General features: G+C 57.0%; 20 protein-coding genes. 12 read left to right on the plus strand and 8 right to left on the minus strand.

The window, feature by feature from the left end:
- The first annotated feature begins 77 nt into the window (after positions 1–77).
- Entirely contained in the window at positions 78–1,133 is a 1,056-nt protein-coding gene (locus OSH09_RS00100; RefSeq protein WP_207873740.1) for a YeiH family protein, read from the plus strand.
- 77 nt (positions 1,134–1,210) lie between these two features.
- On the opposite strand, the gene OSH09_RS00105 is transcribed toward OSH09_RS00100, so the two are convergent.
- Both OSH09_RS00105 and OSH09_RS00110 read right to left on the minus strand, forming a co-directional pair.
- The gene (locus OSH09_RS00105) at positions 1,211–1,591 is read right to left on the minus strand and encodes a SirB2 family protein (protein WP_266119754.1); all 381 of its coding nucleotides are present in this window, start codon (positions 1,589–1,591) and stop codon (positions 1,211–1,213) included.
- A 120-nt stretch (positions 1,592–1,711) separates the two neighbouring features.
- A complete protein-coding gene (locus OSH09_RS00110; RefSeq protein ID WP_266119755.1) occupies positions 1,712–2,578 on the minus strand; it encodes an MBL fold metallo-hydrolase in 867 nt (288 codons plus the stop codon).
- A 74-nt stretch (positions 2,579–2,652) separates the two neighbouring features.
- Between OSH09_RS00110 and OSH09_RS00115 the strand changes: the two genes are divergently transcribed.
- Genes OSH09_RS00115 through OSH09_RS00125 form a run of 3 tightly spaced genes read left to right on the plus strand, consistent with a single transcriptional unit; the run spans position 2,653 to position 3,818 of the window.
- On the plus strand, positions 2,653–2,979 hold the full coding sequence (locus OSH09_RS00115; RefSeq protein ID WP_207873743.1) for an ArsR/SmtB family transcription factor: 327 nt from the start codon (positions 2,653–2,655) through the stop codon (positions 2,977–2,979).
- Complete coding sequence (locus OSH09_RS00120) at positions 2,969–3,397, plus strand: YeeE/YedE family protein (RefSeq protein ID WP_266120521.1); 429 nt, start codon at positions 2,969–2,971, stop codon at positions 3,395–3,397. Before OSH09_RS00115 ends, OSH09_RS00120 begins: the two co-directional genes overlap by 11 nt.
- 10 nt (positions 3,398–3,407) lie before the next feature.
- Positions 3,408–3,818, plus strand: a complete 411-nt coding sequence (locus OSH09_RS00125) for a DUF6691 family protein (RefSeq protein WP_266119756.1) — start codon at positions 3,408–3,410, stop codon at positions 3,816–3,818.
- A gap of 18 nt (positions 3,819–3,836) precedes the next feature.
- Here OSH09_RS00125 and cadR read toward each other — a convergent pair whose 3' ends face one another.
- Positions 3,837–4,268, minus strand: a complete 432-nt coding sequence (gene cadR, locus OSH09_RS00130; RefSeq protein WP_207873745.1) for a Cd(II)/Pb(II)-responsive transcriptional regulator — start codon at positions 4,266–4,268, stop codon at positions 3,837–3,839.
- Between the two features lie 78 nt (positions 4,269–4,346).
- Here cadR and OSH09_RS00135 point away from each other — a divergent pair, with 78 nt between their 5' ends.
- Both OSH09_RS00135 and OSH09_RS00140 read left to right on the plus strand, forming a co-directional pair.
- Entirely contained in the window at positions 4,347–6,668 is a 2,322-nt protein-coding gene (locus OSH09_RS00135; RefSeq protein WP_266119757.1) for a heavy metal translocating P-type ATPase, read from the plus strand.
- Between the two features lie 241 nt (positions 6,669–6,909).
- Positions 6,910–8,628 (plus strand): SulP family inorganic anion transporter, encoded by a 1,719-nt coding sequence (locus OSH09_RS00140; RefSeq protein WP_266119758.1) that lies wholly within the window; start codon positions 6,910–6,912, stop codon positions 8,626–8,628.
- Positions 8,629–8,821: 193 nt separating this feature from the next.
- Here the strand turns inward: OSH09_RS00140 and OSH09_RS00145 are convergent, their stop codons facing one another.
- The 4 genes from OSH09_RS00145 to glpK all read right to left on the minus strand — a co-directional run bounded on the left by OSH09_RS00145 (position 8,822) and on the right by glpK (position 14,116).
- On the minus strand, positions 8,822–9,937 hold the full coding sequence (locus tag OSH09_RS00145) for a formylglycine-generating enzyme family protein (RefSeq protein ID WP_266119759.1): 1,116 nt from the start codon (positions 9,935–9,937) through the stop codon (positions 8,822–8,824).
- A complete protein-coding gene (locus tag OSH09_RS00150) occupies positions 9,924–11,636 on the minus strand; it encodes an arylsulfatase (RefSeq protein ID WP_207873748.1) in 1,713 nt (570 codons plus the stop codon). The genes OSH09_RS00145 and OSH09_RS00150 overlap by 14 nt, the downstream gene beginning before the upstream one ends.
- A gap of 506 nt (positions 11,637–12,142) precedes the next feature.
- Complete coding sequence (locus OSH09_RS00155) at positions 12,143–12,595, minus strand: TM2 domain-containing protein (protein ID WP_207873749.1); 453 nt, start codon at positions 12,593–12,595, stop codon at positions 12,143–12,145.
- Between the two features lie 27 nt (positions 12,596–12,622).
- Positions 12,623–14,116, minus strand: a complete 1,494-nt coding sequence (gene glpK, locus OSH09_RS00160; protein ID WP_207873750.1) for a glycerol kinase GlpK — start codon at positions 14,114–14,116, stop codon at positions 12,623–12,625.
- A gap of 194 nt (positions 14,117–14,310) precedes the next feature.
- Here glpK and OSH09_RS00165 point away from each other — a divergent pair, with 194 nt between their 5' ends.
- A complete protein-coding gene (locus OSH09_RS00165) occupies positions 14,311–15,909 on the plus strand; it encodes a glycerol-3-phosphate dehydrogenase/oxidase (RefSeq protein WP_266119760.1) in 1,599 nt (532 codons plus the stop codon).
- A gap of 122 nt (positions 15,910–16,031) precedes the next feature.
- Here OSH09_RS00165 and OSH09_RS00170 read toward each other — a convergent pair whose 3' ends face one another.
- Positions 16,032–16,529 (minus strand): C40 family peptidase, encoded by a 498-nt coding sequence (locus OSH09_RS00170; protein WP_266119761.1) that lies wholly within the window; start codon positions 16,527–16,529, stop codon positions 16,032–16,034.
- A 437-nt stretch (positions 16,530–16,966) separates the two neighbouring features.
- On the opposite strand from OSH09_RS00170, the gene flhD reads away from it, so the two are divergent.
- The 5 genes from flhD (at position 16,967) to cheA (ending at position 22,167) form a co-directional block, all read left to right on the plus strand.
- Positions 16,967–17,293: a flagellar transcriptional regulator FlhD gene (gene flhD / locus OSH09_RS00175; protein WP_003804716.1), complete on the plus strand. Its 327-nt coding sequence runs from the start codon at positions 16,967–16,969 to the stop codon at positions 17,291–17,293.
- Between the two features lie 30 nt (positions 17,294–17,323).
- On the plus strand, positions 17,324–17,974 hold the full coding sequence (gene flhC, locus OSH09_RS00180) for a flagellar transcriptional regulator FlhC (protein ID WP_207873753.1): 651 nt from the start codon (positions 17,324–17,326) through the stop codon (positions 17,972–17,974).
- A gap of 191 nt (positions 17,975–18,165) precedes the next feature.
- Positions 18,166–19,041, plus strand: coding sequence for a flagellar motor stator protein MotA (gene motA / locus OSH09_RS00185; RefSeq protein WP_009455183.1), 876 nt, complete (start codon positions 18,166–18,168; stop codon positions 19,039–19,041).
- A gap of 12 nt (positions 19,042–19,053) precedes the next feature.
- Positions 19,054–19,992, plus strand: a complete 939-nt coding sequence (gene motB, locus OSH09_RS00190; protein WP_207873754.1) for a flagellar motor protein MotB — start codon at positions 19,054–19,056, stop codon at positions 19,990–19,992.
- Positions 19,993–20,079: 87 nt separating this feature from the next.
- Positions 20,080–22,167, plus strand: a complete 2,088-nt coding sequence (gene cheA / locus OSH09_RS00195; RefSeq protein WP_207873755.1) for a chemotaxis protein CheA — start codon at positions 20,080–20,082, stop codon at positions 22,165–22,167.
- The last annotated feature ends 8 nt before the right edge of the window (positions 22,168–22,175 follow it).

Below are 22,175 nucleotides of genomic sequence, written 5' to 3' on the forward strand. Positions count from 1 at the left end.
ATAAGTAATAATGAATTTTTTAATACTCGGGGTCAACCTAAAATTACTTTTAATTATTACCAATCTGGAATGACGAGATGAGCAGTGTGACTGATTTATCAGCAGGAGGCACCGCCCTGAAGGCGCAGGGGAAACCGGGTTTTTCTCTGAAGCCGTCGCGTTGGTGGGGCTTTTTGTTGTCGGTGGCCGTGGGCGTGGCGGCGATGGGCCTGGGCAAACTGTGGCCTTTGATTGGTGGCCCGGTGTTTGCGATTGTGTTGGGGATGGTGGTCCGTAACAGCATGGGTGTGGCCACGGTGTTTCAGCCGGGTCTGCGCTTTTCGTCCAAAGTGCTGTTGCAGTGGTCGATTATTGGTCTGGGTTTTGGCCTTAGCTTGCCGCAAGTGATGCGTACCGGGATGGACTCTCTGGCGGTCACGCTGGTGACGCTGACTGTAGCTTTTGTCACGGCGATTGTGCTGGGTCGTGCCTTGGGGATTCCTTCCAAGCTGCGCACCTTGATCGGGGTCGGGACGGCGATTTGTGGTGGCTCGGCCATTGCTGCGGTCACACCGATTCTGAAGCCTGAAGAACATGAAACTGCCCTGGCGATTTCCACCATCTTTATCTTCAATATTGTGGCGGTGCTGATTTTCCCACTGGCCGGTCACATGATGAATATGTCGGACGCAGGTTTTGGCGTGTGGGCTGGAACGGCGATTAACGATACGTCTTCGGTCGTGGCTGCGGGCTATAGCTATAGTCGTCAGGCCGGTGACCACGCCACCATTGTCAAACTGACGCGTGCCACCCTGATCATTCCTATTTGCCTGATTCTGGCGGGTCTGGAAATGTGGCGCTCGCGTCAGGCTGGCCGGGACTTTGACCTGATGCGCGTGTTCCCCTGGTTCATCGTCTGGTTCATGGTGGCTTCCGGGTTGCGCTCGTTGGGTTGGGTGCCGATGGAATGGCTGGAGCCACTGCGTTTCATGGCCGAGTTTTTGATGGTGCTGGCATTGGCGGCTATCGGTCTGTGTTCGGATTTGCGGGTGATGGCCCGAGCCGGAGCGCGGCCTGCCTTGTTGGGCCTGGGGGTCTGGATAGCGGTGGCCGTCAGCAGCTTGCTGGTGCAGCGCTGGATAGGCGTCTGGTAAAGCGGGGAATAGTAAAAAGCCCCCTGACAATGGAAGATCTCTTCCATTGTCAGGGGGCTTTTTTATATCCGGCTTGCTTAGACGAACCAGGAAGCCGGGCTGCGATTCAGGGCCACGCCCACGATATACGCAAAGATGGCAATCGCGATTACCGCGGCCACGCCACGGCTGAACGGGGTTTTACCGCGTTTGATCGCAAAGCTGCCCACTACGATATAGACCACCAGCAGCACGATTTTGGTCAGCAACCAGGGCTGGTTGGCTGCTGCCCCCAACATGCCGGCCAGGGCCAGACCACAGACCAGCAAAACGGTGTCGATCAGATGCGGAGCAATACGCACGAAACGACTCTGCAAACAGGCAGACCCAGTGACTGACCAGAAGGCCCGAATAATAAAAAACAAGATGCTCAGCCCGGCGGCTGTCATGTGCAGATGTTTGAGGGCCATGTAAGTCATGCCTGGTATCTCCTTCTGAGGTTCAGGGTGCAGAAAAAGGCAGTATACGCAGGCTAAGCATTAAAGAGTTTGTTCTGCGTCTGATTCGGTGCAGCATCAGACGCAAAAAAACAGCCGGGTTTAAAGCAGGTTAAGCGGTAGTTTCAAATAGACCTGCCCATTGCTTTCAGGAGCAGGGAAGTGGCCTGCCCGGATGTTGATCTGGATAGAGGGCAAGATCAGGCGCGGCATGCCCAGCGTTTTGTCCCGCTCCGTGCGGCGCTGACAAAACTGCTCCTGGCTGATGCCGTCCCGCACATGGATATTGCCGTCTTTTTGATCCTGAACCGTGCAGTGGTAGTCAGGCTCGCGCCCTTCAGGTGGATAGTCGTGGCACATGAACAAGACGGTGTCTGCGGGTAAGGCCAGCAGGCGCTGGATGGATTCATAAAGCTGGCTGGCACTGCCGCCTGGAAAGTCGCAGCGTGCGGTGCCTACATCGGGCAAAAACAAAGTATCGCCCACGAAGACCCCCAGCCCTTGCACGTGATAGGCCATATCAGCCGGGGTATGGCCGGGTACATGCAGGGCTTGGACCGGAATGGCACCGATCTGAAAAGATTCCTGATCCTTGAACAGCGTATCGAAGGGCGTGCCATTGGCCTGAATTTCCGCCTCTATATTAAAGATGCGGCTGAAGGTGGATTGCACTTGCTGGATATGCTCGCCAATGGCTATTTTTCCGCCCACCTGCTCTTGTAGCCAGACTGCGGCAGACAGGTGGTCGGCATGGGCATGGGTTTCCAATATCCATTGCACGTCTAGCTGATGCTGGCGCACAAAATCCACGACCTTCTGGGCCGACACGGTACTGCTGCGACCGGAGGCGGCGTCATAGTCCAGCACCGAGTCGATGATGGCGCATTCACGCTGACCTTCGGCATAAACCACGTAGGTGAAGGTGGCAGTATCCGTATGAAAGAAGCTGGCGACCTGGGCTTGGAGCATGTCAGACCTCTTGTTGCTTATAAAATATGAAAAGATATTATATAATAATATATATTGTATTTTTGTAGAACGATATGGATCAAACCGAACTGGAAGCTCTGCGGCAGGTAGCAGGCCGAGCCAGCAGCTTGCTGGGCAGCCTGGCCAACCCCGACCGCCTGATGATTCTCTGCACCTTGGTGCAGGGGGAATGCAATGTGGGGGAATTGGCGCAGCGCAGCGGTATTGCACAGCCTACTTTATCCCAGCAATTAACCGTCTTGCGGCGCGAAGAGCTGATTGCCAGCCGCAAAGAGGGCAAATACGTCTATTACCGTCTGGAAAACCCGGCGGTGCTGGCTGTGATGCAGACTTTATATGGAATCTTTTGCGCCCCAGGAGGGACCGATGATCGCAATTGACTGGAGTTCCTTTACCCCGTGGAGCGCTTTGCTGGGTGGCGCTTTGATTGGTTTGGCGGCCGCCGTGCTGGTACTTTTTAATGGCCGGGTGTTTGGTATATCTGGATTGCTGTCGGGCACCTGGAGCGGGGCTGTAGGGGACAGAGGCTGGCGCTGGATGGCCTTGCTGGGCCTGGCGGCGGCGCCCTGGTTGTACCGTTTGGCCGGGGAAGCCGTGCCCGTCGTGCAAGCGCAGCCCTGGATGTGGGTGGTAGTGGCCGGTTTGCTGGTGGGCTTTGGTACTCGCTTGGGTTCAGGCTGCACCAGTGGGCATGGCGTATGTGGCTTGTCGCGTCTGTCGCCCCGTTCTTTGGTGGCGACGCTGACTTTCATGGCCAGCGGTTTTCTGACCGTGTTTGTTCTGCGTCACCTCTTCTAAGGAGCCCGCCATGCAATATTTCATCGCTTTAGTGTCTGGCCTGATTTTTGGCTTGGGCTTGTTGATTTCCGGCTTGGCCAACCCCAGCAAGGTGCTGGCGTTTCTGGATCTGGCGGGCGCCTGGGACCCGTCTTTGGCCCTGGTGATGGCCGCGGCGATTGCGGTGGCGATTGTGCCATTCAGTATCGCGCGTCGCCGCCCTTGTGCTTTTGTGACCGGCCAGCCCATGAATCTGCCCAAACAGCGTCAAATCGACCGTCCTTTGGTATTGGGGGCCTTGATTTTTGGTGCTGGTTGGGGGGTGGCAGGTTTTTGCCCCGGACCGGCCATTGTGCTGGCAGCGTCGGGCGCGCCTTTGGCTATTTTGTTTCTGGTCGCGATGCTGATCGGAATGTGGGCGGCAGGGCGGGTGCGTGGCTAAGTGCTGCGCCACACAGCCTTAGCCCAAATGAGTGCTGGGAGTCGGGACTTGATCCGGCTCCATATTCACCAAACCCTGCAAAATACCGCAGTGCTCCAGGCCACCGGCCTGCCCGCAGCGGTGACGCAGTTCAATCAGTTGTTTTTGCAGATGTTCCAGTTCGGCAATTCGCACGGCAACGTGCTCGATGTGCTCATCCAGCAAATCATTCACCGGAGCGCAGTCTTGCGCCGGGCCGTCCATAAATGCCAACAGGCCGCGAATTTCTTCGTGGGTCATATCCAGGCTGCGGCAGTTGCGGATAAAACGTAGCCGTTCCAGGTGGATATTGCGGTACAGACGGTAATTGCCTTCGCTGCGTTCCGGCTCGGGCAGCAGCCCGACCTTCTCGTAATAACGGATGGTTTCCGTGTTGCAGTGGCTTTTTTCCGCCAATTCACCGATTTTCATTGTTGTGCCTCCATAAGGCTTGACCTTGTAGTTACTTTAGGCTTTCTACTGGTCTCATGCAAGAAGCGAGGAACCGCTATGACATCAGCTAAGAATACTTCAACGCTCGGCGTGGGGCAGTGCGCTACATCCGCCAGCCAGACCGAGCATGCGCATGACCACAGTCATGATCACGATCATGCTGCGGGCGATCACAGCCACGATCACCAGCATGATCATAGTCACGATCATGCCAAGCCAGCGTCCCACGCCCATGAAGGCGCGTGCTGCTCGGCACCGGCCTTTGGTCCTTCGGTCGCACTGGCCGCCAGCACCTCTACGCGTTTGGTGGTACAGATTGCCGATATGGACTGCCCGGCGGAAGAGAACATGATTCGCTCCGGCCTGAAAAAGCTGGATCAAGTGCAAAACCTGGGCTTTGACCTGATGCAGCGAGTCTTGACGGTGGACCACACTGACGGCGCACGCGACAAGGTGTTGAGCGCTTTGCGTGGTCTGGGTTTTGAGCCCCGCATGGCCGATGAAGAGCCAGTGAAACAGGTCTCGCCCAAGCAAGGTTTGATTCGCATCGCCGGGGCGGTGGTCCTGGCCTTGGCGGCTGAAATCAGCCATTGGCTGGCGGCCCCGGAATGGCTGGTCATTATTCTGGCCGTGGCTGCGATCTTGTCCGGTGGTGTGCAGGTCTACAAAAAGGGCTGGATTGCGCTGCGTAATGGTCAGCTCAATATCAATGCCTTGATGAGTATCGCCGTCACGGGTGCCGTGTTGCTGGCCCAATGGCCGGAAGCTGCCATGGTGATGTCCTTGTTCAGTCTGGCCGAATGGATCGAAGCCCGTTCTTTGGACCGTGCCCGCAATGCGGTGGACAGTCTGCTCAAGCTGGTGCCTGATGAGGTCCTAGTCAGTGCGGATGGCAAGGACTGGCAGCGCGTACCCGCCAATCAGGTACAGGCCGGTTGGCAAGTGCGTGTCGCACCGGGTGAGCGCTTTGGTCTGGACGGCAAGATTTTGCAAGGTCAAAGCACCGTTAATCAGGCACCGATTACGGGGGAAAGTGCCCCCGTGGACAAAGCCCCGGGTGACGAGGTCTTTGCAGGCACCATTAACGGCATGGGCGAGCTGGTGTATCAGGTGCAGGCTGCTCATGATGAAACCTTGCTGGCCCGGATTACCCGTTCGGTTCAGGAAGCTCAGGCCAATAAAGCCCCGATTCAGCGTTTTGTAGACCAGTTCTCCCGCGTTTACACCCCGTTGGTGGTGATTGCGGCTGCCTTGATGGCGGTGGCCTTGCCCTTGATCTGGGGCTTGAGCTGGTCGGAGTCCGTATACCGTGCTCTGGTTCTGCTGGTCATTGCTTGCCCTTGCGCTTTGGTGATCTCCACGCCAGTGGCTGTCGTCAGTGCCCTGGCCAGTGCTGCCCGAGCCGGTATCTTGATCAAAGGTGGCGTGTATCTGGAGCGGGCTCGTCAACTGCGTTACTTGGCCGTGGACAAGACTGGCACCCTGACTTTGGGCGAGCCATCCTTGAACGAGTACGGCAGCCTGCGCAAGAGCCTGTCGGATAGTGAAGTGCTGGACATGGCGGTGGCCTTGGCCGAGCGCTCTGATCACCCCGCTTCGCAAGCGATTGCTCGTGGTCGTGTCAGCTCGGGTTTGTTGAGTCTGGACCAGTTTGAAGCCTTGGCCGGAAATGGCGTGCAGGCTCAGGGTTCGATCGGCCAATTGCGCCTGGGTAAACGTAGCTGGGTGTTGGGCCAGAACAAGGCCGAGTCCAGCCAGGCCGAGCAGCAAGCGGTAGAGAGCGGTGCCACCATGGTGTATCTGGGTGACGAGAACGGTCTGCTGGCCTGGTTCGGCATGATGGACACCTTGCGTCCTACGACCACTCAGGCGATTCGCGATCTGCAAGCGCAAGGTGTGCAAGTGGAAGTGTTGTCGGGTGACCATGAGCAAGCCGTGCGCCATGTGGCTCAGCAAGCCGGGATCAAGGATTTTCGAGGTGGTTTGCTGCCTCAGGACAAGCTGGACCGTATCGAGGAAAAACTGGGGAATGGTCTGGTGGCGATGGTGGGTGATGGCATTAATGATGCGCCCGCTCTGGCCCGTGCGGATGTGGGTATCGCAATGGGGGCACTGGGCTCGGACATTGCGATCGAAACGGCCGACGTCGCTTTGATGGACGATGATCTGGGCAAGATTGCCTTGCTGATGCGTCAATCACGAGCCTTGCACGCGGTGCTGTGGCAGAACATCAGCCTGGCCCTGGGCATCAAGGCCGTGTTCCTGGTGATGGCCCTGACCGGACAAGCCACTATGTGGATGGCCGTGTTTGCCGACGTGGGTGCCAGCTTGCTGGTGGTGCTGAACAGCTTGCGTCTGCTGCGCGCCCGAAACCCTTAAATTCCGTGTTCGTTGCAATCAAACTCCACCTTTTCGAGGTGGAGTTTTTTTACTGGCGGCCGCGAGGTGGAGCGCAAGCCGCAGGCGCAGCGTGGGGGCTTTTTTTATGCTTCATCAAATAAGGCCATCACTAACGTGAAGTTTTTTTGGCACGCAGTAGTATCATTAAGGCTTCATTTGAGTGTAGGCCTTGCTTGTTTCTCATCTGTGCCGAGCAAGCTGGGCATGACAAGGACGCGCGATGATTGCACTGCTGGAAGCGGGTCGAGCCGGACTCCTGGGGCGAAAACATTGGCTAAATAACCTGCTGGCCGGTTTGGTGGTGGGGGTGGTGGCCTTGCCTCTGGCGATGGCCTTTGCCATTGCATCCGGGGTCAAGCCCGAGCAGGGCTTGTATACCGCCATTATTGCCGGGCTGGCGGTTTCCTTATTTGGCGGCAGCCGGGTCCAGATTGCCGGGCCGACGGGCGCTTTCATTGTCATCTTGTCCGGGGTCGTGGCACAGCATGGTGTCGCTGGCCTGCAAATTGCCACCCTGATGGCCGGGGTGATTTTGTTGCTGCTGGGCCTGTTGCGCCTGGGGGCGGTGATTCGCTTTATTCCCGACCCGGTGATCGTGGGTTTTACTGCCGGGATTGGCGTGATTATCTGGGTGGGGCAGTGGCGGGACTTTTTTGGGCTGCCCGTCGTTGAAGGCCAGCACTTTCATGAAAAGCTCTGGTTTTTGCTGCATAACCTGCCGTCGCTGGACTGGGCCACCACGGTACTGGGCGCCTTGTCGCTGGCCATTCTGATTCTGGTTCCCAAAGTTCCTGCCTTGGCACGCTTGCCGGGACCTTTGGTGGCCTTGGTCGTCATCACGCTTATTCAGGCTATTTTCCGCTTTGAGTCGGTGGCTACCATCGGCTCCAGTTTTGGCGCCTTGCCTAGCGGTTTGCCCTCGTTTCAATGGCCTGAAATTACCGTGACCCGTGTGGTGGAGTTGATCGGGCCTGCCTTTGCCATTGCCATGCTGGGGGCGATTGAGTCCTTGTTGTCCGCGGTAGTAGCCGATTCCATGACGGGCACCCGTCACGACTCCAATCAGGAACTGGTGGGGCAGGGGATTGCCAACGTGCTGTCCCCTTTGTTTGGTGGTATCGCGGCCACGGGGGCTATTGCCCGTACGGCAACCAATATCCGTAATGGTGGAACCAGCCCCATTGCGGGTGTGGTGCACGTGATCTTTCTGGTGCTGGTTTTGCTGTTCCTGGCCCCGCTGGCAGCGTATATCCCGCTGACTGTTTTGGCGGCGATCCTGTTCATGGTGGCCTGGAATATGAGCCAGGCTCGACTCGTTGTGCGTTTGCAGCGTCGCATGCCCCCGGCAGATCTCTTGATTCTGTGGGTCACCTTTGCCTTGACCGTATTTGCCGACCTGGTGGTGGCCGTCAATATCGGTGTGATTCTGGCGATGTTGTATGTGCTCAAACGGACTTCGGACGGGGTGCAGGTGCGAGCCCTGGAAGGGCGTCGCCTGCAACGTGCCCTGGACCTGTCCTTTAGCCAGGAGCTGCGTCAGGATATTTCGGTACTGACTTTGGAAGGGCCTTATTTCTTCGCCAGCGTGGAAGCGGTTAACCGCTCTTTGCTGACGGTGTCGGAGCCGGTCAAGGCGATTGTCCTGCGCTTGAACTACGTGCCTTTTGTGGATGCAACGGCCATGCAGGCGCTGGAAACGGCCTTGATGGAACTGGAGCAGCGCAATGTGATGGTGGCCTTGTGCGAAGCCAATGAGAAAGTCAGCCGCAAGCTGGTTCGTATGGGTTTGTTCAAGCAAATACATGCGCAACGTGTCTTTGATAGTTTGCAGAACGCTTGGGAAAGTGTCAGCGAGACGCTGGATTATCGGGCTGCTGAGGAAGCGGCAAAGGAAGTGGCTTTGTCGCCTGATAATAGTGTGGCTGCGCGAACCGATTAAGGCATGGTCAGATGATACGAAGAGAGCCTTACAGGCATTTTCTATTGTGCTGCTAGATAAACGACACCCCAATTATTGGGGTGTCGTTCATTACAGAAGCGGCAGAGAGTCTGATTGTGTAGCCATACCTTTTCGGAGCCCCACGCCTTGGTAAAGACGACAAGGTCAGGGCGTGGCAAAGGGGCTTCCAGCCTTACTTTGCAGGCGTATTCAGCACAGTACGAAACCCCACGTGCTGGGTAGACATCGTGGTTTCCTGTGGTTGGCGTGATGCGGGTCGATAACGTACGCAGAAGTTGGCAGCACACAGGAAAGAGCCACCCTTGATAACGCCTGTGGCCGGATTCCCCTTGGCATCTGTTGCTGCCGTGATAAGGGGTTTGGGAGTCTGTGGCCTATGCTGTGGCTGCCACACACTGCGCGTCCATTCCCAGACATTGCCAACCGAATCCCACAAACCATAGTTGTTGGCTGGAAAGCAGCCTACGGGGGCAGTGCCTTCGTAGCCATCACGAACCAGATTCTTGGCGGGGAAATTGCCTTGCCAGGTATTGGCCATCAAGCGGCCTCGCAACTCGGGGGTATTGCCCCAGGGATAGGTCGCGCCCTCCAAACCGCCACGCGCAGCAAACTCCCATTGTTCTTCGGTGGGCAGGTCGCGACCCAGCCAATGGGCATAGGCCAGGGCATCTTCATACGCGATATGGACGACAGGGTGGTTGTCCCGGCCATCCACGTTGGTATTGGGGCCGCCTGGGTGACGCCAGCTTGCTCCGGGCACCCACACCCACCAGTTGTAGCTGCTGGGCGATGCCGCCTGGTGTTGATCATGTCCCTCGTGATGGTCGTGATCTTGTGTCGCTGCCGGTGGTGTAAAGACGGCGGATCCAGGCTGACGATACTGTTCGGGAACCTGCACATTCGGCGGGAAATCCGGCACCCGCTCTGCCTGGGTCACATAGCCGGTTGCCGCTACAAAACGGGCAAACTGGGCATTGGTGACTTCGTGCTGATCAATCTGAAAAGCGCGGACCTCTACAGGGTGGACAGGTTTTTCCTCTGGATAGCCTTCGTCGGAACCCATCAGAAAGCGTCCGCCGGGAATCGCGACCAAACCCGACTGATTGGATATGCCCTTGGTGGCTGGGCCGAAGCCTGTGGGCAAGCCGCTATAGGCCTGGCAATCGTGAGCGGGAACCGGGGGCGGGAGTTTGTCGGAGCCTTCAGCCGCTGCGGGCAGCGGGGCTGCTGCCAGCAGCCCGCATACCGTCAGTAGTGCCTTGGCTCGGGGGAGCTTAAAGGACTTCATCCAGATCCTTGTAGTAGTTCAGGCTGTTGCTGTAGCCAGGGCGCGAGGCCAGACCTTCAAAGTCCTCGACGCCATTGCGCTTGGCATATTGCTCGTACTCGGCAATCAGCTCTTTGAGCTTTTCAGGATGTTTTTCGGACAGATCGTTCTGCTCGGAGCGGTCTTCGACCACATTGAACAATTCCCAGCGGTCTTTGCCCCACGGTGCATTGGCGTAGACGATTTTCCAGTCACCCAAGCGCATGGCGCGGCGGCCGTTCAGCTCCCAGCCCTGGCGGAAGGTTTCATGTACCTGATCGCTGCGACCAGTCAGCAGGTCCACCATGGAGTTGCCCTGCATGGGGATGACTTCGCGACCACGGTATTCGCCTTTGGGTTGCTCGATCTGAGCCAAGGCCAGAATGGTGGGGGCGATATCGGTGACATGGGCCGGAGCGCGCACAAACTCGCCCTGACGCTTGCCACCGGGTACGCGCATGATGCTGGGTACCGAGATACCGCCTTCATACATAAAGGCTTTGTACAGGTTGAAGGGCGTGGAGCCGACTTGCGCCCAGCCTGGGCCGTATTCGACAAAGGAACCGGGGCGGCCGGTGTTCTCGTAGCTGTTGTCGCGATGATTATGTGCCCAGGCGCGGGTTTCGCCTTCGTCCAGCACAGTATTGCCGTCGGCACCGTTGTCAGACATGAAGATCACTACGGTGTTGTCGTATTGACCCGTTTGTTTCAGGTGCTCAATAACGCGGCCAATTTGCGCATCCATCGCTTCCACCATCGCGGCGTAGACGGCCATGCGTTTGCTTTCGACCCGTTGTTGCTCCGGGCTCAGCTCTTTCCAGCGCGGCCAGGCGGGATTGCCGACGTAGCCTTGCATATCCTGTGGCACCAGGCCCAGTTTCTTCATGCGGGCCAGGCGCTCTTCACGCAATACGTCGTAGCCTACGTCGTAGCGGCCTTCATATTTGCGGATGTACTCGTCGGGGGCGTGCAAGGGCCAATGCGGAGCGGTAAAGGCCAGATAGGCGAAGAAAGGCTGATCCTTGCGCTTGTCGGCGTCGATATAGGACATCAGGCGCGATGCAAAGAATTCACTGGAGTAGAAGTCTTTGGGTAGTTGTACTTGCTTGCCGTTTTCACGGTACAGGGCAACTGGCGCTTTATTGGCATCAAACGTGATGATGCCGCTTTGATCGAAGTGGCTGGCACCACCATGCATCAAGGCATAGGACTGGTCAAAACCACGATTGGGTGGGGCGACTTCTTCTTTCACACCCAAATGCCACTTGCCCGCCATATAGGTGCGGTAGCCGTTGTCTTGCAGGACCAGCGGAAAGGGCAGGGCGCGGTCGCTTAGAAAACCTTCATAACCGGGCAAACTGCGCTGCTGGGGTGTCATCAGCTCGGCCATGCCACCAAAGCCGACTTGGTGGTTATCGGCACCAGACATCAGCATGGCGCGGGTGGGGGAACAGAAGGGAGAAGCGTAAAAATCGGTCAGTGCCACCCCGTCTTTGACCAGGGCGTCCAGATTAGGCGTGGAAATTTCCCCACCAAAAGCACCAATATCCGAGTAACCCAAATCATCGGCCACAATCAGCAAAATATTGGGGCGTGTTGTCTCTGTGGCTGCGTGACTGCTTAGTGTGCAGGCGGCCAAAGCCAGGCCCAGCATGCTGCGCAGCAAATAGGTGTTTTTCATTTTCTTGTGTCTCAATCTAGTTATGTTTGTAGTGACACTTGCCGTCGGTTCGGCCTCTGATGCAAGTCAGCGATGTGCAGGCACATCAGGCCGTGGACGCAAGTGCCCTAGGGCAGGTCTATTGTTTTTGTGTCGGGAACTACCGGGTAAACGGATGTGTAGACAGAGCCAGCAACAAAGGCTTCACACTTTTGATCTGAGCCGCCGCTGCCAGTCTTCGAGAGGCTGGCGTGTCTCCCCCAATTCGATTGAACACGAAGCCGCCCGGGGATTTCCAAGACTAAAAAGGTTTACTTGCATACCTGGAAGGTATGGTGGCTAATATAAGTATTGGAAATCAAGGGACTAGGCTTGTAAGCGGCGTGGGCTGTGGTTTTCCCTGATGAGACCACAAAATGGCCCGCATGGAGCCTGGTTATTGGTGTTCGCGCGCCTTGAGCTGCGTGCCAATGAAGCAGCCATAAAAAAAGCCCCAGCAAGTGGGGCTTTTGTGAACGGTATGGAAATTAACGGGCCAGTTTGAATTCATCGTCACCCATAAAGGCGTAACGCAAGGCGTCGATCAGAGCCAGGAAGTAGGCCAGGGGCGACCAGATGGCAAACAACACCAGGAACAACAAGCCCATGCCGATCTGGCCCAGATAAAAGCGATGTACGCCCAACCACCCCAGGAAAATCGCCAGCACAATCGCGATTTTGCGATGGCTGTTGGGCTTGCTCATCTCATCTTTCTTGTTCTTGGAGATCCAGATCACCAGCGGGACGGTAATGATCAAGGCGATCAATGCCTTGCCCCAGTGGATCATCAGGTATTGCTGAACTTCCCGCATCAAAGCGATGAAGTCCTCAAACAGAAATCCCAGGTACGAGGAGATATAGCGGAAGATGGCCTCGCCAAAGGTCAGGCCCAACATCACGATCAGAAAGATGGCAATGCCTAGAATTATTTTTTGCAGCATGGTGTTTCCGTTAAAAAAACAGCAAGTTCAATAAGTTCGTGCCTGACGCACGGCCTGTTCCCAACTGAGCATCAGGCTGTGTGCCTCATCGCGCGACATGGCGGGTTCAAAAGTGCGATCGCACTGCCACAGCGCTGCAATTTCCGGCAGGCCCGAATACAGGCCGCTGCCCAGGCCCGCCAGATAGGCGGCGCCCAAGGCCGTCGTCTCAATAGTAACGGGACGCACGACGGGCAGGCCCAGCAAATCCGCCTGAAATTGCATCAGAAGATTATTGGCGCAAGCGCCGCCATCAACACGTAGCTCGTGCAGGGCGGGCCCGCCGTTGGCTTGCACGTCTCGATTCATGGCTTGCAGTACAGCCGCACTTTGATACGCAATGCTGTCCAGGGCCGCGCGGGCAATATGGGCCATGGTGGAGGCACGTGTCAGGCCCGTAATGGTGCCGCGTGCCTGGGCGTCCCAGTAAGGCGCTCCCAGGCCGGTGAAGGCGGGCACCAGTCGTACGCCCTGGGCGTCGGGTACGCTGCGTGCCAGGGCTTCTACCTGGGCGCTGTGCTCCAAAGCCCCCAGGCCATCGCGTAGCCATTGAACGACGGCGCCGCCAATAAAGACGCTGCCTTCCAGCGCATAGGCGGGTGTGCCGTCATGTTGGGCAGCGCTGGTGGCGATCAGGCCATTATGGGATTGGGGTACTTGCGAGCCGCAATGCATCAACAGAAAACAGCCTGTGCCGTAGGTGTTCTTGGCCATGCCCGGTGTGGTGCAAGCCTGGCCGAACAGGGCGCTTTGCTGGTCACCGGCGACACCGCAAATAGGAATGGGGCTGCCCAGAATGTCGGGGCTGCAACGGCCAAACTCAGAGGCGGAGCCTTGCACCTGGGGCAGCACGCTGGCCGGGATGGTGAATAAAGCCAGCAAGTCCTCGTCCCATTGTTGGGTATGAATGTTGTAGAGCAGGGTACGGGAGGCGTTGCTGACATCTGTGGCGTGAACTTTGCCGCCGCTCAAATGCCAGATCAGCCAGCTATCAATGGTGCCAAAGGCCAATTCACCCCGCTCGGCCCGTTCACGGGCGTCGGGAATGGTATTTAGCAGCCAGCGCAGCTTGGACGCTGAGAAATAGGCATCAATAGGCAGGCCGGTTTTGGCGGTGATGGCGGCCTCGTGGCCTTGTTCGCGCAACTGGGCGCAGAAGTCCTCGGCGCGTCGGTCTTGCCAGACGATGGCCTTGTGCAGGGCTTGTCCTGTGCGCCTGTCCCACAGCACCGTGGTTTCGCGCTGATTGGTAATGCCAATCGCATGAATGTCCTGGGGACGCAGGCCCGCCTGTTCGATGGCTTGTCGAGCCGTCTGGAACTGGGTATCCAGAATTTCCTGGGGATCGTGTTCCACCCAGTCTGTACGCGGATAGTATTGCTGGGTCTCTTGCTGCGCCTGGGCCAGAATGCGGCCGTCTGCCGCCACAATAAGGCTGCGCGAGCTGGAGGTTCCCTGATCAAGAGCAAGTAGGAATGTCATGCGAAGGGGCAGTAAAAGCAGAGCAGCACACAGTGTACCGGCTCTATGTGGCCTGTGTCTGGCCCGGAGGGGGCGCTGATACGTGAGCAAACAAGTTTCACTGGACGGTAAAAGTTCAGGGGCTAAAATCAGGGTAAATCCCGAGCCAGCCAGTGTTTTTGGGTGTCTGCTAATTTCAGGTCCGACTTCATCTTATGACTACATTAAGTTCCCCCTTATTGACTGATAGAGCCCAGATGTTGGGCGCCTTGGCGCGCACCACAGAGGTAGATATGGTCGTGGTGGGTGGCGGTGCTACTGGCCTGGGCGTTGCGGTGGATGCCGCCTTGCGTGGCCTGAGCGTGGTCGTTCTGGAAGCCTGGGACTTTGCCAAAGGCACGTCCTCGCGGGCGACCAAGCTGGTGCATGGAGGAGTGCGTTACCTGGCGCAGGGCAATGTCAGCCTGGTGCGCGAGGCCTTGCGTGAACGCATGCATTTGCTGAGCAATGCGCCGCACCTGGCGCAACGTCTGCCTTTTGTGATGCCCAGCTACAAATGCTGGGAGACCCCGTTTTATGGGGTGGGCCTGATGGCGTACGACGGCTTGGCGGGGCGCGAGGGGCTGGGTCATACCCAATTTTTAAGCGCATCCAAGATTCGTCAGCTTCTGCCCGGTGCGCGGCAAAGCGGCTTGAAGGGGGGCGTCAAATATTGGGATGGCCAGTTTGATGATGCCCGTCTGGCGCTTGCTCTGGCCCGTACCGCGGCCTTGAATGGCGCTTTGCTCATTAATTACTGCCCGCTTACCGACGTCCTGCATAGCGAGGGCAAGGTGTCCGGCGTGCGCTGCCAGGACAAGGAAAGTGGCCAGACTTACGAGATCCGTAGCAAGTGTGTAGTTAATGCCACGGGCGTGTGGGTGGATCAGGTTCGACAACTGGATGCCCAGGAAGCCGGACGCGAACTGCGCCCTATGGTCTCGCCCAGTCAGGGCGTGCATTTGGTCGTCGATCAGGAGTTCTTGCCGGGCGAGCACGCTTTGTTGGTGCCACGCACCAAGGATGGCCGAGTGCTCTTTGCGGTGCCGTGGCTGGGCAAGCTGATTCTGGGTACGACCGATACCCCCCGTGTCGATATTCCTCTGGAGCCGCGTCCCTTGGCGCAGGAAGTGGATTTCATTTTGAAAGAGTCCGCGAATTATCTGCAAAAAGCCCCCACCGTGCAGGATGTACGCAGTATCTGGGTAGGTTTGCGGCCTTTGGTGCGTCCGGCTGCCGAGTCGGCGGCAGGGCAGACGCAATCCATCAGCCGGGAACATAGCATTACCGTCAGTGCCAACGGCTTGCTGACGGTCACTGGCGGTAAATGGACCACTTACCGTGCCATGGCCGAGGATGTGCTGGAACGCTGTCAGCAGTCCGGTTTGCTGGGCTCCTTGCCAGCCTGTCGTACGCAAGAGCAGCGCCTGGTTGGCGCGTCTTATGTGGGTGATCGTCGCTCTCTGGGGCGCACAGCGGGCCTGGATGCCTACGGTAGCGAGGCGGATTGGGTGCAGACCTTGCCAGGCGCTGATCAGGAATTGGCCCCCGGTTTAAGCGTGGCGATGGTGCGTTTTGCCTGCCGGTTTGAATATGCGCGTACGGTGGAAGATATGCTGGCTCGCCGTTCACGATTGCTGTTTCTGGATGCCCGCCTGGCTCAATCGGTGGCTCCTGCTGTGGCTGCCATTATGGAAGAGGAAACGGGCCGTTCTCCTGAGCTGGACGCCTTTCTGGACTTGGCTGAGCAATACGCGACTGTGCCCACGCGATAAACGCATTCAAACTATAAAGGGCCCGCTTATCACGGGCCCTTTTGCTATTGATGCTCAATGAAATCGGGCCTTGAAAGACAAGGCCCAGTTTCATTCAATCCCTGCGCTGGCTTGCCGATGAATCAATCAAAGAAAGTGCGAGCCGTTTCAAAGCGTTTGGCGAAATAGGGATTATCCAGCGAATCAATCCGTACCCGTCCACCACTGGAGGGCGCATTGATGAATTGTTGCTTACCTATATAGATACCGACATGCGAGTTTGGCGCGCCCAGCGTATTGAAAAACACCAGATCGCCGGGGCGTAGCTGCGCGCGGCTGACGCGACGGGCCGCACTGGCCTGATCGCTGGTGCGACGCGGGATAGGGGAGCTGGATTCCTGACTGAAGACATAGTGCACCAGGCCGCTGCAATCAAAGCCGGTAGACGGTTCGCGCCCGCCATAGCGGTAGGGCGTATCCAGCAGGGTCAGGGCGGACAGGACGACGGCTGAGCGGCGCTGATCATCCACCCCAATGGGTTTGCCGGCTGGCAGGCGGGAGGAAGGAGTGTGTGCACACGCTGCCAGGAGCAGTGTCAGGCAGAGGGCGAACAGACGTTGCGTAAAAGCAGCAGGAAGCATGGGCTGTTACAAAACGGAGAGGGTGGGGACGAGGAAAGCTGTCACCAGAAGAATATCCGATATTTCGCCCGTTTTTAGGCAGAGCCTGAGTGTGATGGTCGAGATATGGATTAATTAATGGCTAATGTATGCAACAAAACATATTTTTGGCACAAGCGTTTTGATCTTTGTCATGTTACATCTAGTTTATATCTACAACATTAAGTGAGCATCTGATAATATTCTGCTGTGTCTTGATACGTTTATTGCATAAATCCGACGTTTTCCATGTTTTTCGGGCATTCATAGACAGTATGTGTCGGAAGCGTCGATAATGTAAAAAATATATTCATGCAATAGATTGCAAGGCATGATACATATTTATGTAACTTTGACTATTTTAAATGTGTTTTGTTACAAGAAAATCGCTGATTAACAGTTTTACAAGGATGGCTGACATGCCCGTATCGGAAAATTCGCTGCTGAATGATATTCAGGAAGTCAATTTGTCGTACTTGTTACTCGCGCAGCGCCTGCTGCGGGAGAATTTTTCGGCAGGTATGTTCCGTTTGGGCTTCGATACCGATGTGGCAGAGACCTTGTTGCGTCTGTCACCGGCCCAATTGGTCAAGCTGGCCAGCTCCAGCTCGTTGATCTGCGGCTTTCGCTTCAACGACTACGACCTGCTCACCACCTTGACGCAGAATGTGCTGGGAGGGGTATTGCAGCAGGCTCACTCCACCATTCTTCTGTCACAGCGCGCGACGGCAGAACAAGCGGGTTAAACCGGCTTGGAACCTATTAAATCAAGAACTATGGCTATAAAAAGCGTCGCCAAAGAAGCCCAGGAAATTGGGCTTGCTTCCGACATGATTGAGCTGGGGGCGCGCTTGCAGGTTCTGCAAGCAGAAACATCACTAAGCTACGACCGGCTGGCCCGTTTGTACCGCGAAGTCAAAGGTTGCTCGCCGCCCAAGGGGATGCTGCCTTTTTCGGTCGACTGGTTCATGACCTGGCTGCCCAACATTCACTCCAGTCTTTTCTACAGCATTTACCAGTTCATGGCCGCGCATACGCCTTGCGATAAAAGCCGTGCCCTGGTGGAGGCGTATCGCCTGTACCTGGAGCAGTCTTCGGCAGGCCGTCTGGAAGTGGGGCCGGACGAGGAACCTGTCCTGAGCTTTACCCGTGCCTGGATGCTGTTGCGCTTTTTTGATAGTGGCCTGTTGCAGTTGTCCCAGTGCGAGCGCTGCAAGGGCGGCTTCGTCGCTCATGCACACGATCCCGAAGCGGGCTTTATTTGTGCGATTTGCCGTCCGCCACCCCGGGCGGGCAAAACACGCGCCAGCAAGGCACGCAGCACACCTAAGTCTCCTGCCAGCAAAAGTCGAAAATCAGAGCCGGTCAAGGAGGCGCAAGCCAGGGCAGATGGGCACGTCATCACCAATGCGGACGTGCCCGTTTAAGTAGAGCTTTTACCGTCAGTGTGCAGCAAAGCCGGATGGATGCTGGTTTTTGATGTCGATCTGATAAGAATCTGAACGTGTCAAGGCAACTGGAAGCGTCGATCTAGGCTAGAAAAAGGCCTTTAACGCGTCGTTTTAGCCCGGTTGCTTGCCGCCATCATTAGCAGCGTGTATTTGAAGAAGGCGTATCCGTGCTTATCATCCTTGGATATATCATTGTTTTCGTCTCCGTTTTCGGGAGCTTTGTGGGGCTGGGTGGGCATTTAGGTGCGCTCTACCAGCCTTTTGAATTACTGCTGATTGGTGGCGCGGCCCTGGGGGCCTATTTTGCGTCCAACAGTGGCAAGTCCATCAAGCTGCTCGCGAAAGCCTTGCCGATTGCGTTCCGCAGCAGCCCCTATAACAAGCAGTTGTACATGCAACTGATGGGGATGTTGTCCGTGCTGCTGAACAAGGCACGCCGCGATGGCATGATGTCCATCGAAGCCGATATCGAGAATCCTGAACAAAGTCCCATCTTTGCCGACTACCCCAACGTGGTGAAAGATCCGGCCTTGATGAACTTTGTGTCTGACTACCTGCGTTTGATGATCAGCGGCAATATGAGCTCGTTTGAAATCGAAACGCTGATGGATCAGGACATCGAAACTCACCAGCACGAGCGCAACGTGCCTGCACGCGCCTTGCGTGAAGTGTCTGACGCCTTGCCCGCTTTCGGGATTGTGGCGGCGGTGCTGGGTGTGGTGAAAGCCCTGGCGTCTGTGGACCAGCCGCCTGCGGTGCTGGCCGATCTGATCTCCAAAGCCATGGTCGGGACCTTTCTGGGTATTTTGCTGGCCTATGGTTTCGTGGCTCCCTTGGCTGCAACCATCGAGCGTCGTACCTCGGACTCGGTCAAGGTGCTGGAGTGCATCAAGGTGACCTTGCTGGCCAACCTGAACGGCTACCCGCCCCAGTTGGCGGTGGAGTTTGGCCGTAAAGTGCTGTTCTCCTCGGATCGCCCTTCGTTCCAGGAACTGGAAGAGCATGTACGTCAGGCCCGTTCGGGTGCTGGTCGCAAAGCCTAAGCGGATGCGTTCATGAGCAACCATAAGGACCGAGTCATTATCCGTCGCAAGAAGACGGCGCATGCAGAGCACCACGGTGGTAGTTGGAAAATTGCCTACGCCGACTTCATGACGGCGATGATGGCTTTTTTCCTGGTGATGTGGATTCTTTCCCTGGTTCCCAAGCAGGACTTGAAGGAAATTGCCGATTACTTTCGCATGCCCTTGATGGACGCTGTTTCCGGCGGCTATCAGGCGGACTACTCGCGCAGTGTGATTCCTGGCGGCCAGCCTAGCCTGGTGCCTAATCCTCACCCCGGAGCCAATCCCGGTCAGGCGGCCGATGACCGTCTGGATGTGGAGCGTCTGGAAGATTTGAAATCGGCTCTGGAAGAGCTGATTCGCATTGACCCCGTCCTGAAAGAGTTCCGTCCGCAATTGCTGCTGGACATGACTCAGGACGGTTTGCGCATTCAGATTATTGACCGTCAAAGCCGTCCCATGTTCTCCACGGGCAGTGCGCAGGTGCAGATTTACATGCGAGCCATTTTGCGCTCGCTCAGCGCTCCTTTGAACGAGATGCCCAATCGCATCCTGATTTCCGGCCACACCGACTCGCTGCAATACGCCAGTGGCGAGCGTTTGTACAGTAACTGGGAGCTGTCCGCCGACCGTGCCAACGCCGCTCGACAGGAACTGGTGGCTGGTGGTCTGGCCGAGGCCAAAGTCAAGCAGGTCGTGGGTTTGGCCGATAGTGTGAGCCTGGTTAAAGATAACCCTGCGGCAGCCGTAAATCGACGTATCAGCCTGCTCGTGCTCAATAGCCGGGCGGAACGACGCATGGACGAGCAAGCCGCAAGCGGTTCGGAAGAGTTCGATTTGCGCGAAGCCATGCAGGAGACCGAAGGACCTATCAGTATTCATATTCCCGGTCTGCCTGAGATGCCTTCTGCCTTGCCTGTGGTGCCTTAGGGCCTGACAAGCGGCCCTGAAGGCCCGGGTGTTTGGGCTGTGCTTTTTGTTTTGTTGTTCTAAGCCATAACCAAGAAGGAAGTGTTCATGAGCTCCGGCGTAGATCTGAGTCAGTTTTACGAAACCTTTTTCGATGAAGCCGATGAGTTGCTGGCGGACATGGAGCGCTTGCTGCTGGAGTTGGATCTGGATGAGCCTGATCGCGATCAGCTCAACGCCATCTTCCGGGCCGCGCACTCGATCAAGGGCGGTGCAGGCACTTTTGGTTGTTTCGGCCAGCTGGCTGAAACCACCCACTTACTCGAAAATCTGCTCGATCTGGTCCGTAATGGCGAGATGCAATTGCGCAAGGACATGATTGACCTCTTTCTGGAAACCAAGGACGTGCTAACCGGACAAGTCAATGCCTACCGCGAGGAACAGGAGCCTGACGAGGAAGCCTACACCCGCATCTGCGCGCAATTAAGGCAGTTGGCCCTGGAGCAAAAGGGCATTTTGGCAACCGACACGAAAGGAACCGAAGCGATCCTGCAAGCGGAACCCGAGCCAGCGCCGGAACCGGCTGCGGATGCCGACGGTTTGCCGCTATGGGTATCCATGGGGCCCGTGTCGGATAAAGATGCCGAGGCACTGCAACAAGAAATGGAGTTGATGGGCAATATCGTCCATCAAACCCGCGAAGGCGATCGCCTGGATATCTGGCTGGAAACCACGGGCTCGGCGGACGATATTCTGGCCGTGTGCTGCTTTATCCTGAATGCCGATCAGGTGGCGGTGAAACCGGCGGCGGCTCCTGGGCAAGCGGCTTCTGCTACAAACGCTGCTCCTGCTGTTGCGGTAGCCTCCGAGCCTGCCGCTCCTGTTGTCGCACCAGCCGCTGCCGCTCCTGCGGCGACTCCTGCTGCGGCTGCTGAGCCTGCAAAAACTGAAGTGGCTGCGCCTGCTGCCGCTCCCAAAGCCGCCGACAAACCGGCCAAAGCGGCCGCGCCCAAAGAGTCCGGCACGATCCGTGTGGGCGTGGAAAAAGTCGACCAGATCATCAACCTGGTGGGCGAGCTGGTGATTACCCAGGCCATGCTGGTGCAAACCGCCTCAACCCTGGACCCGGTTGTTCACGACCGTCTGTTGAACGGCATCGAGCAGTTGGAGCGCAATGCGCGCGATCTGCAAGAGTCCGTGATGTCCATCCGCATGATGCCGATGGACTACGTGTTCAGCCGCTTCCCGCGTGTGGTGCGTGAAAGCGCGGCCCGCATGGACAAGAAGATTCGTCTGGTCACCAAAGGGCAGGCCACCGAACTGGACAAGAGCCTGATCGAACGCATTATTGACCCGTTGACCCACCTGGTGCGCAACAGTATCGACCACGGTATTGAAATGCCCGAGGATCGTCTGGCCGCTGGTAAGGAAGAAGAGGGCGTGTTGACGCTGTCGGCCCAGCATCAGGGCGGCCACATCATCATTGAAGTGGTGGACGATGGCGCTGGTCTGAACCGCGAACGTATTCTGAAGAAAGCCATGTCCTCGGGCTTGCCGGTGACCGAGACCATGCCGGACGATGAAGTCTGGCAACTGATTTTTGCTCCCGGCTTTTCCACTGCCGACAAAGTCACGGAAATTTCCGGGCGTGGCGTGGGTATGGACGTGGTGCGACGCAATATTCAAAGCATGGGCGGTCACGTGCAGTTGTACTCCCGTGCGGGCAAGGGAACGACCACCCGGATTGTGCTGCCGCTGACGCTGGCCATTTTGGACGGCATGTCGGTGCAGGTGGGCAACGAGGTCTTTATTCTGCCTTTGGCCCACGTTACGGAATCCATGCAGCCTACTGAAGAGCAGTTGCGCCGCGTGTCCGATACTGATCACGTGATGTTTGTGCGTGGCGAGTATCTGCCCCTGATTTCCCTGCGGGACATCTTCTCGGTCGATGGGGCCGAGACCGATGTGACCCGTGCTATTGCCGTTATCTTGCAGGCCGAAGACATGCGCTTTGCCTTGCTGGTCGATCACCTGATTGGTCAGCATCAAGTCGTGGTCAAGAACCTGGAAGCCAACTATCGAAAAATTCCGGGTATTTCCGCTGCCACCATTTTGGGTGATGGCAGCGTAGCCCTGATTGTTGATGTTTTTGCCTTGCAACGTCTGGCGCGTGACCCCGCCTCGACGTGGGCCTGATTATTCGG

Source organism: Alcaligenes parafaecalis (assembly GCF_026344135.1).
GTDB lineage: Bacteria > Pseudomonadota > Gammaproteobacteria > Burkholderiales > Burkholderiaceae_B > Alcaligenes > Alcaligenes parafaecalis.

Coding starts and splice junctions, on each gene's coding strand:
- OSH09_RS00100 (WP_207873740.1), top strand. CDS start 78: ATGAGCAGTGTGACTGATTTATCAGCAGGAGGCACCGCCCTGAAGGCG.
- OSH09_RS00105 (WP_266119754.1), bottom strand. CDS start 1,591: ATGACTTACATGGCCCTCAAACATCTGCACATGACAGCCGCCGGGCTG.
- OSH09_RS00110 (WP_266119755.1), bottom strand. CDS start 2,578: ATGCTCCAAGCCCAGGTCGCCAGCTTCTTTCATACGGATACTGCCACC.
- OSH09_RS00115 (WP_207873743.1), top strand. CDS start 2,653: ATGGATCAAACCGAACTGGAAGCTCTGCGGCAGGTAGCAGGCCGAGCC.
- OSH09_RS00125 (WP_266119756.1), top strand. CDS start 3,408: ATGCAATATTTCATCGCTTTAGTGTCTGGCCTGATTTTTGGCTTGGGC.
- cadR (WP_207873745.1), bottom strand. CDS start 4,268: ATGAAAATCGGTGAATTGGCGGAAAAAAGCCACTGCAACACGGAAACC.
- OSH09_RS00135 (WP_266119757.1), top strand. CDS start 4,347: ATGACATCAGCTAAGAATACTTCAACGCTCGGCGTGGGGCAGTGCGCT.
- OSH09_RS00140 (WP_266119758.1), top strand. CDS start 6,910: ATGATTGCACTGCTGGAAGCGGGTCGAGCCGGACTCCTGGGGCGAAAA.
- OSH09_RS00145 (WP_266119759.1), bottom strand. CDS start 9,937: ATGAAGTCCTTTAAGCTCCCCCGAGCCAAGGCACTACTGACGGTATGC.
- OSH09_RS00150 (WP_207873748.1), bottom strand. CDS start 11,636: ATGAAAAACACCTATTTGCTGCGCAGCATGCTGGGCCTGGCTTTGGCC.
- OSH09_RS00155 (WP_207873749.1), bottom strand. CDS start 12,595: ATGCTGCAAAAAATAATTCTAGGCATTGCCATCTTTCTGATCGTGATG.
- glpK (WP_207873750.1), bottom strand. CDS start 14,116: ATGACATTCCTACTTGCTCTTGATCAGGGAACCTCCAGCTCGCGCAGC.
- OSH09_RS00165 (WP_266119760.1), top strand. CDS start 14,311: ATGACTACATTAAGTTCCCCCTTATTGACTGATAGAGCCCAGATGTTG.
- OSH09_RS00170 (WP_266119761.1), bottom strand. CDS start 16,529: ATGCTTCCTGCTGCTTTTACGCAACGTCTGTTCGCCCTCTGCCTGACA.
- flhD (WP_003804716.1), top strand. CDS start 16,967: ATGCCCGTATCGGAAAATTCGCTGCTGAATGATATTCAGGAAGTCAAT.
- flhC (WP_207873753.1), top strand. CDS start 17,324: ATGGCTATAAAAAGCGTCGCCAAAGAAGCCCAGGAAATTGGGCTTGCT.
- motB (WP_207873754.1), top strand. CDS start 19,054: ATGAGCAACCATAAGGACCGAGTCATTATCCGTCGCAAGAAGACGGCG.
- cheA (WP_207873755.1), top strand. CDS start 20,080: ATGAGCTCCGGCGTAGATCTGAGTCAGTTTTACGAAACCTTTTTCGAT.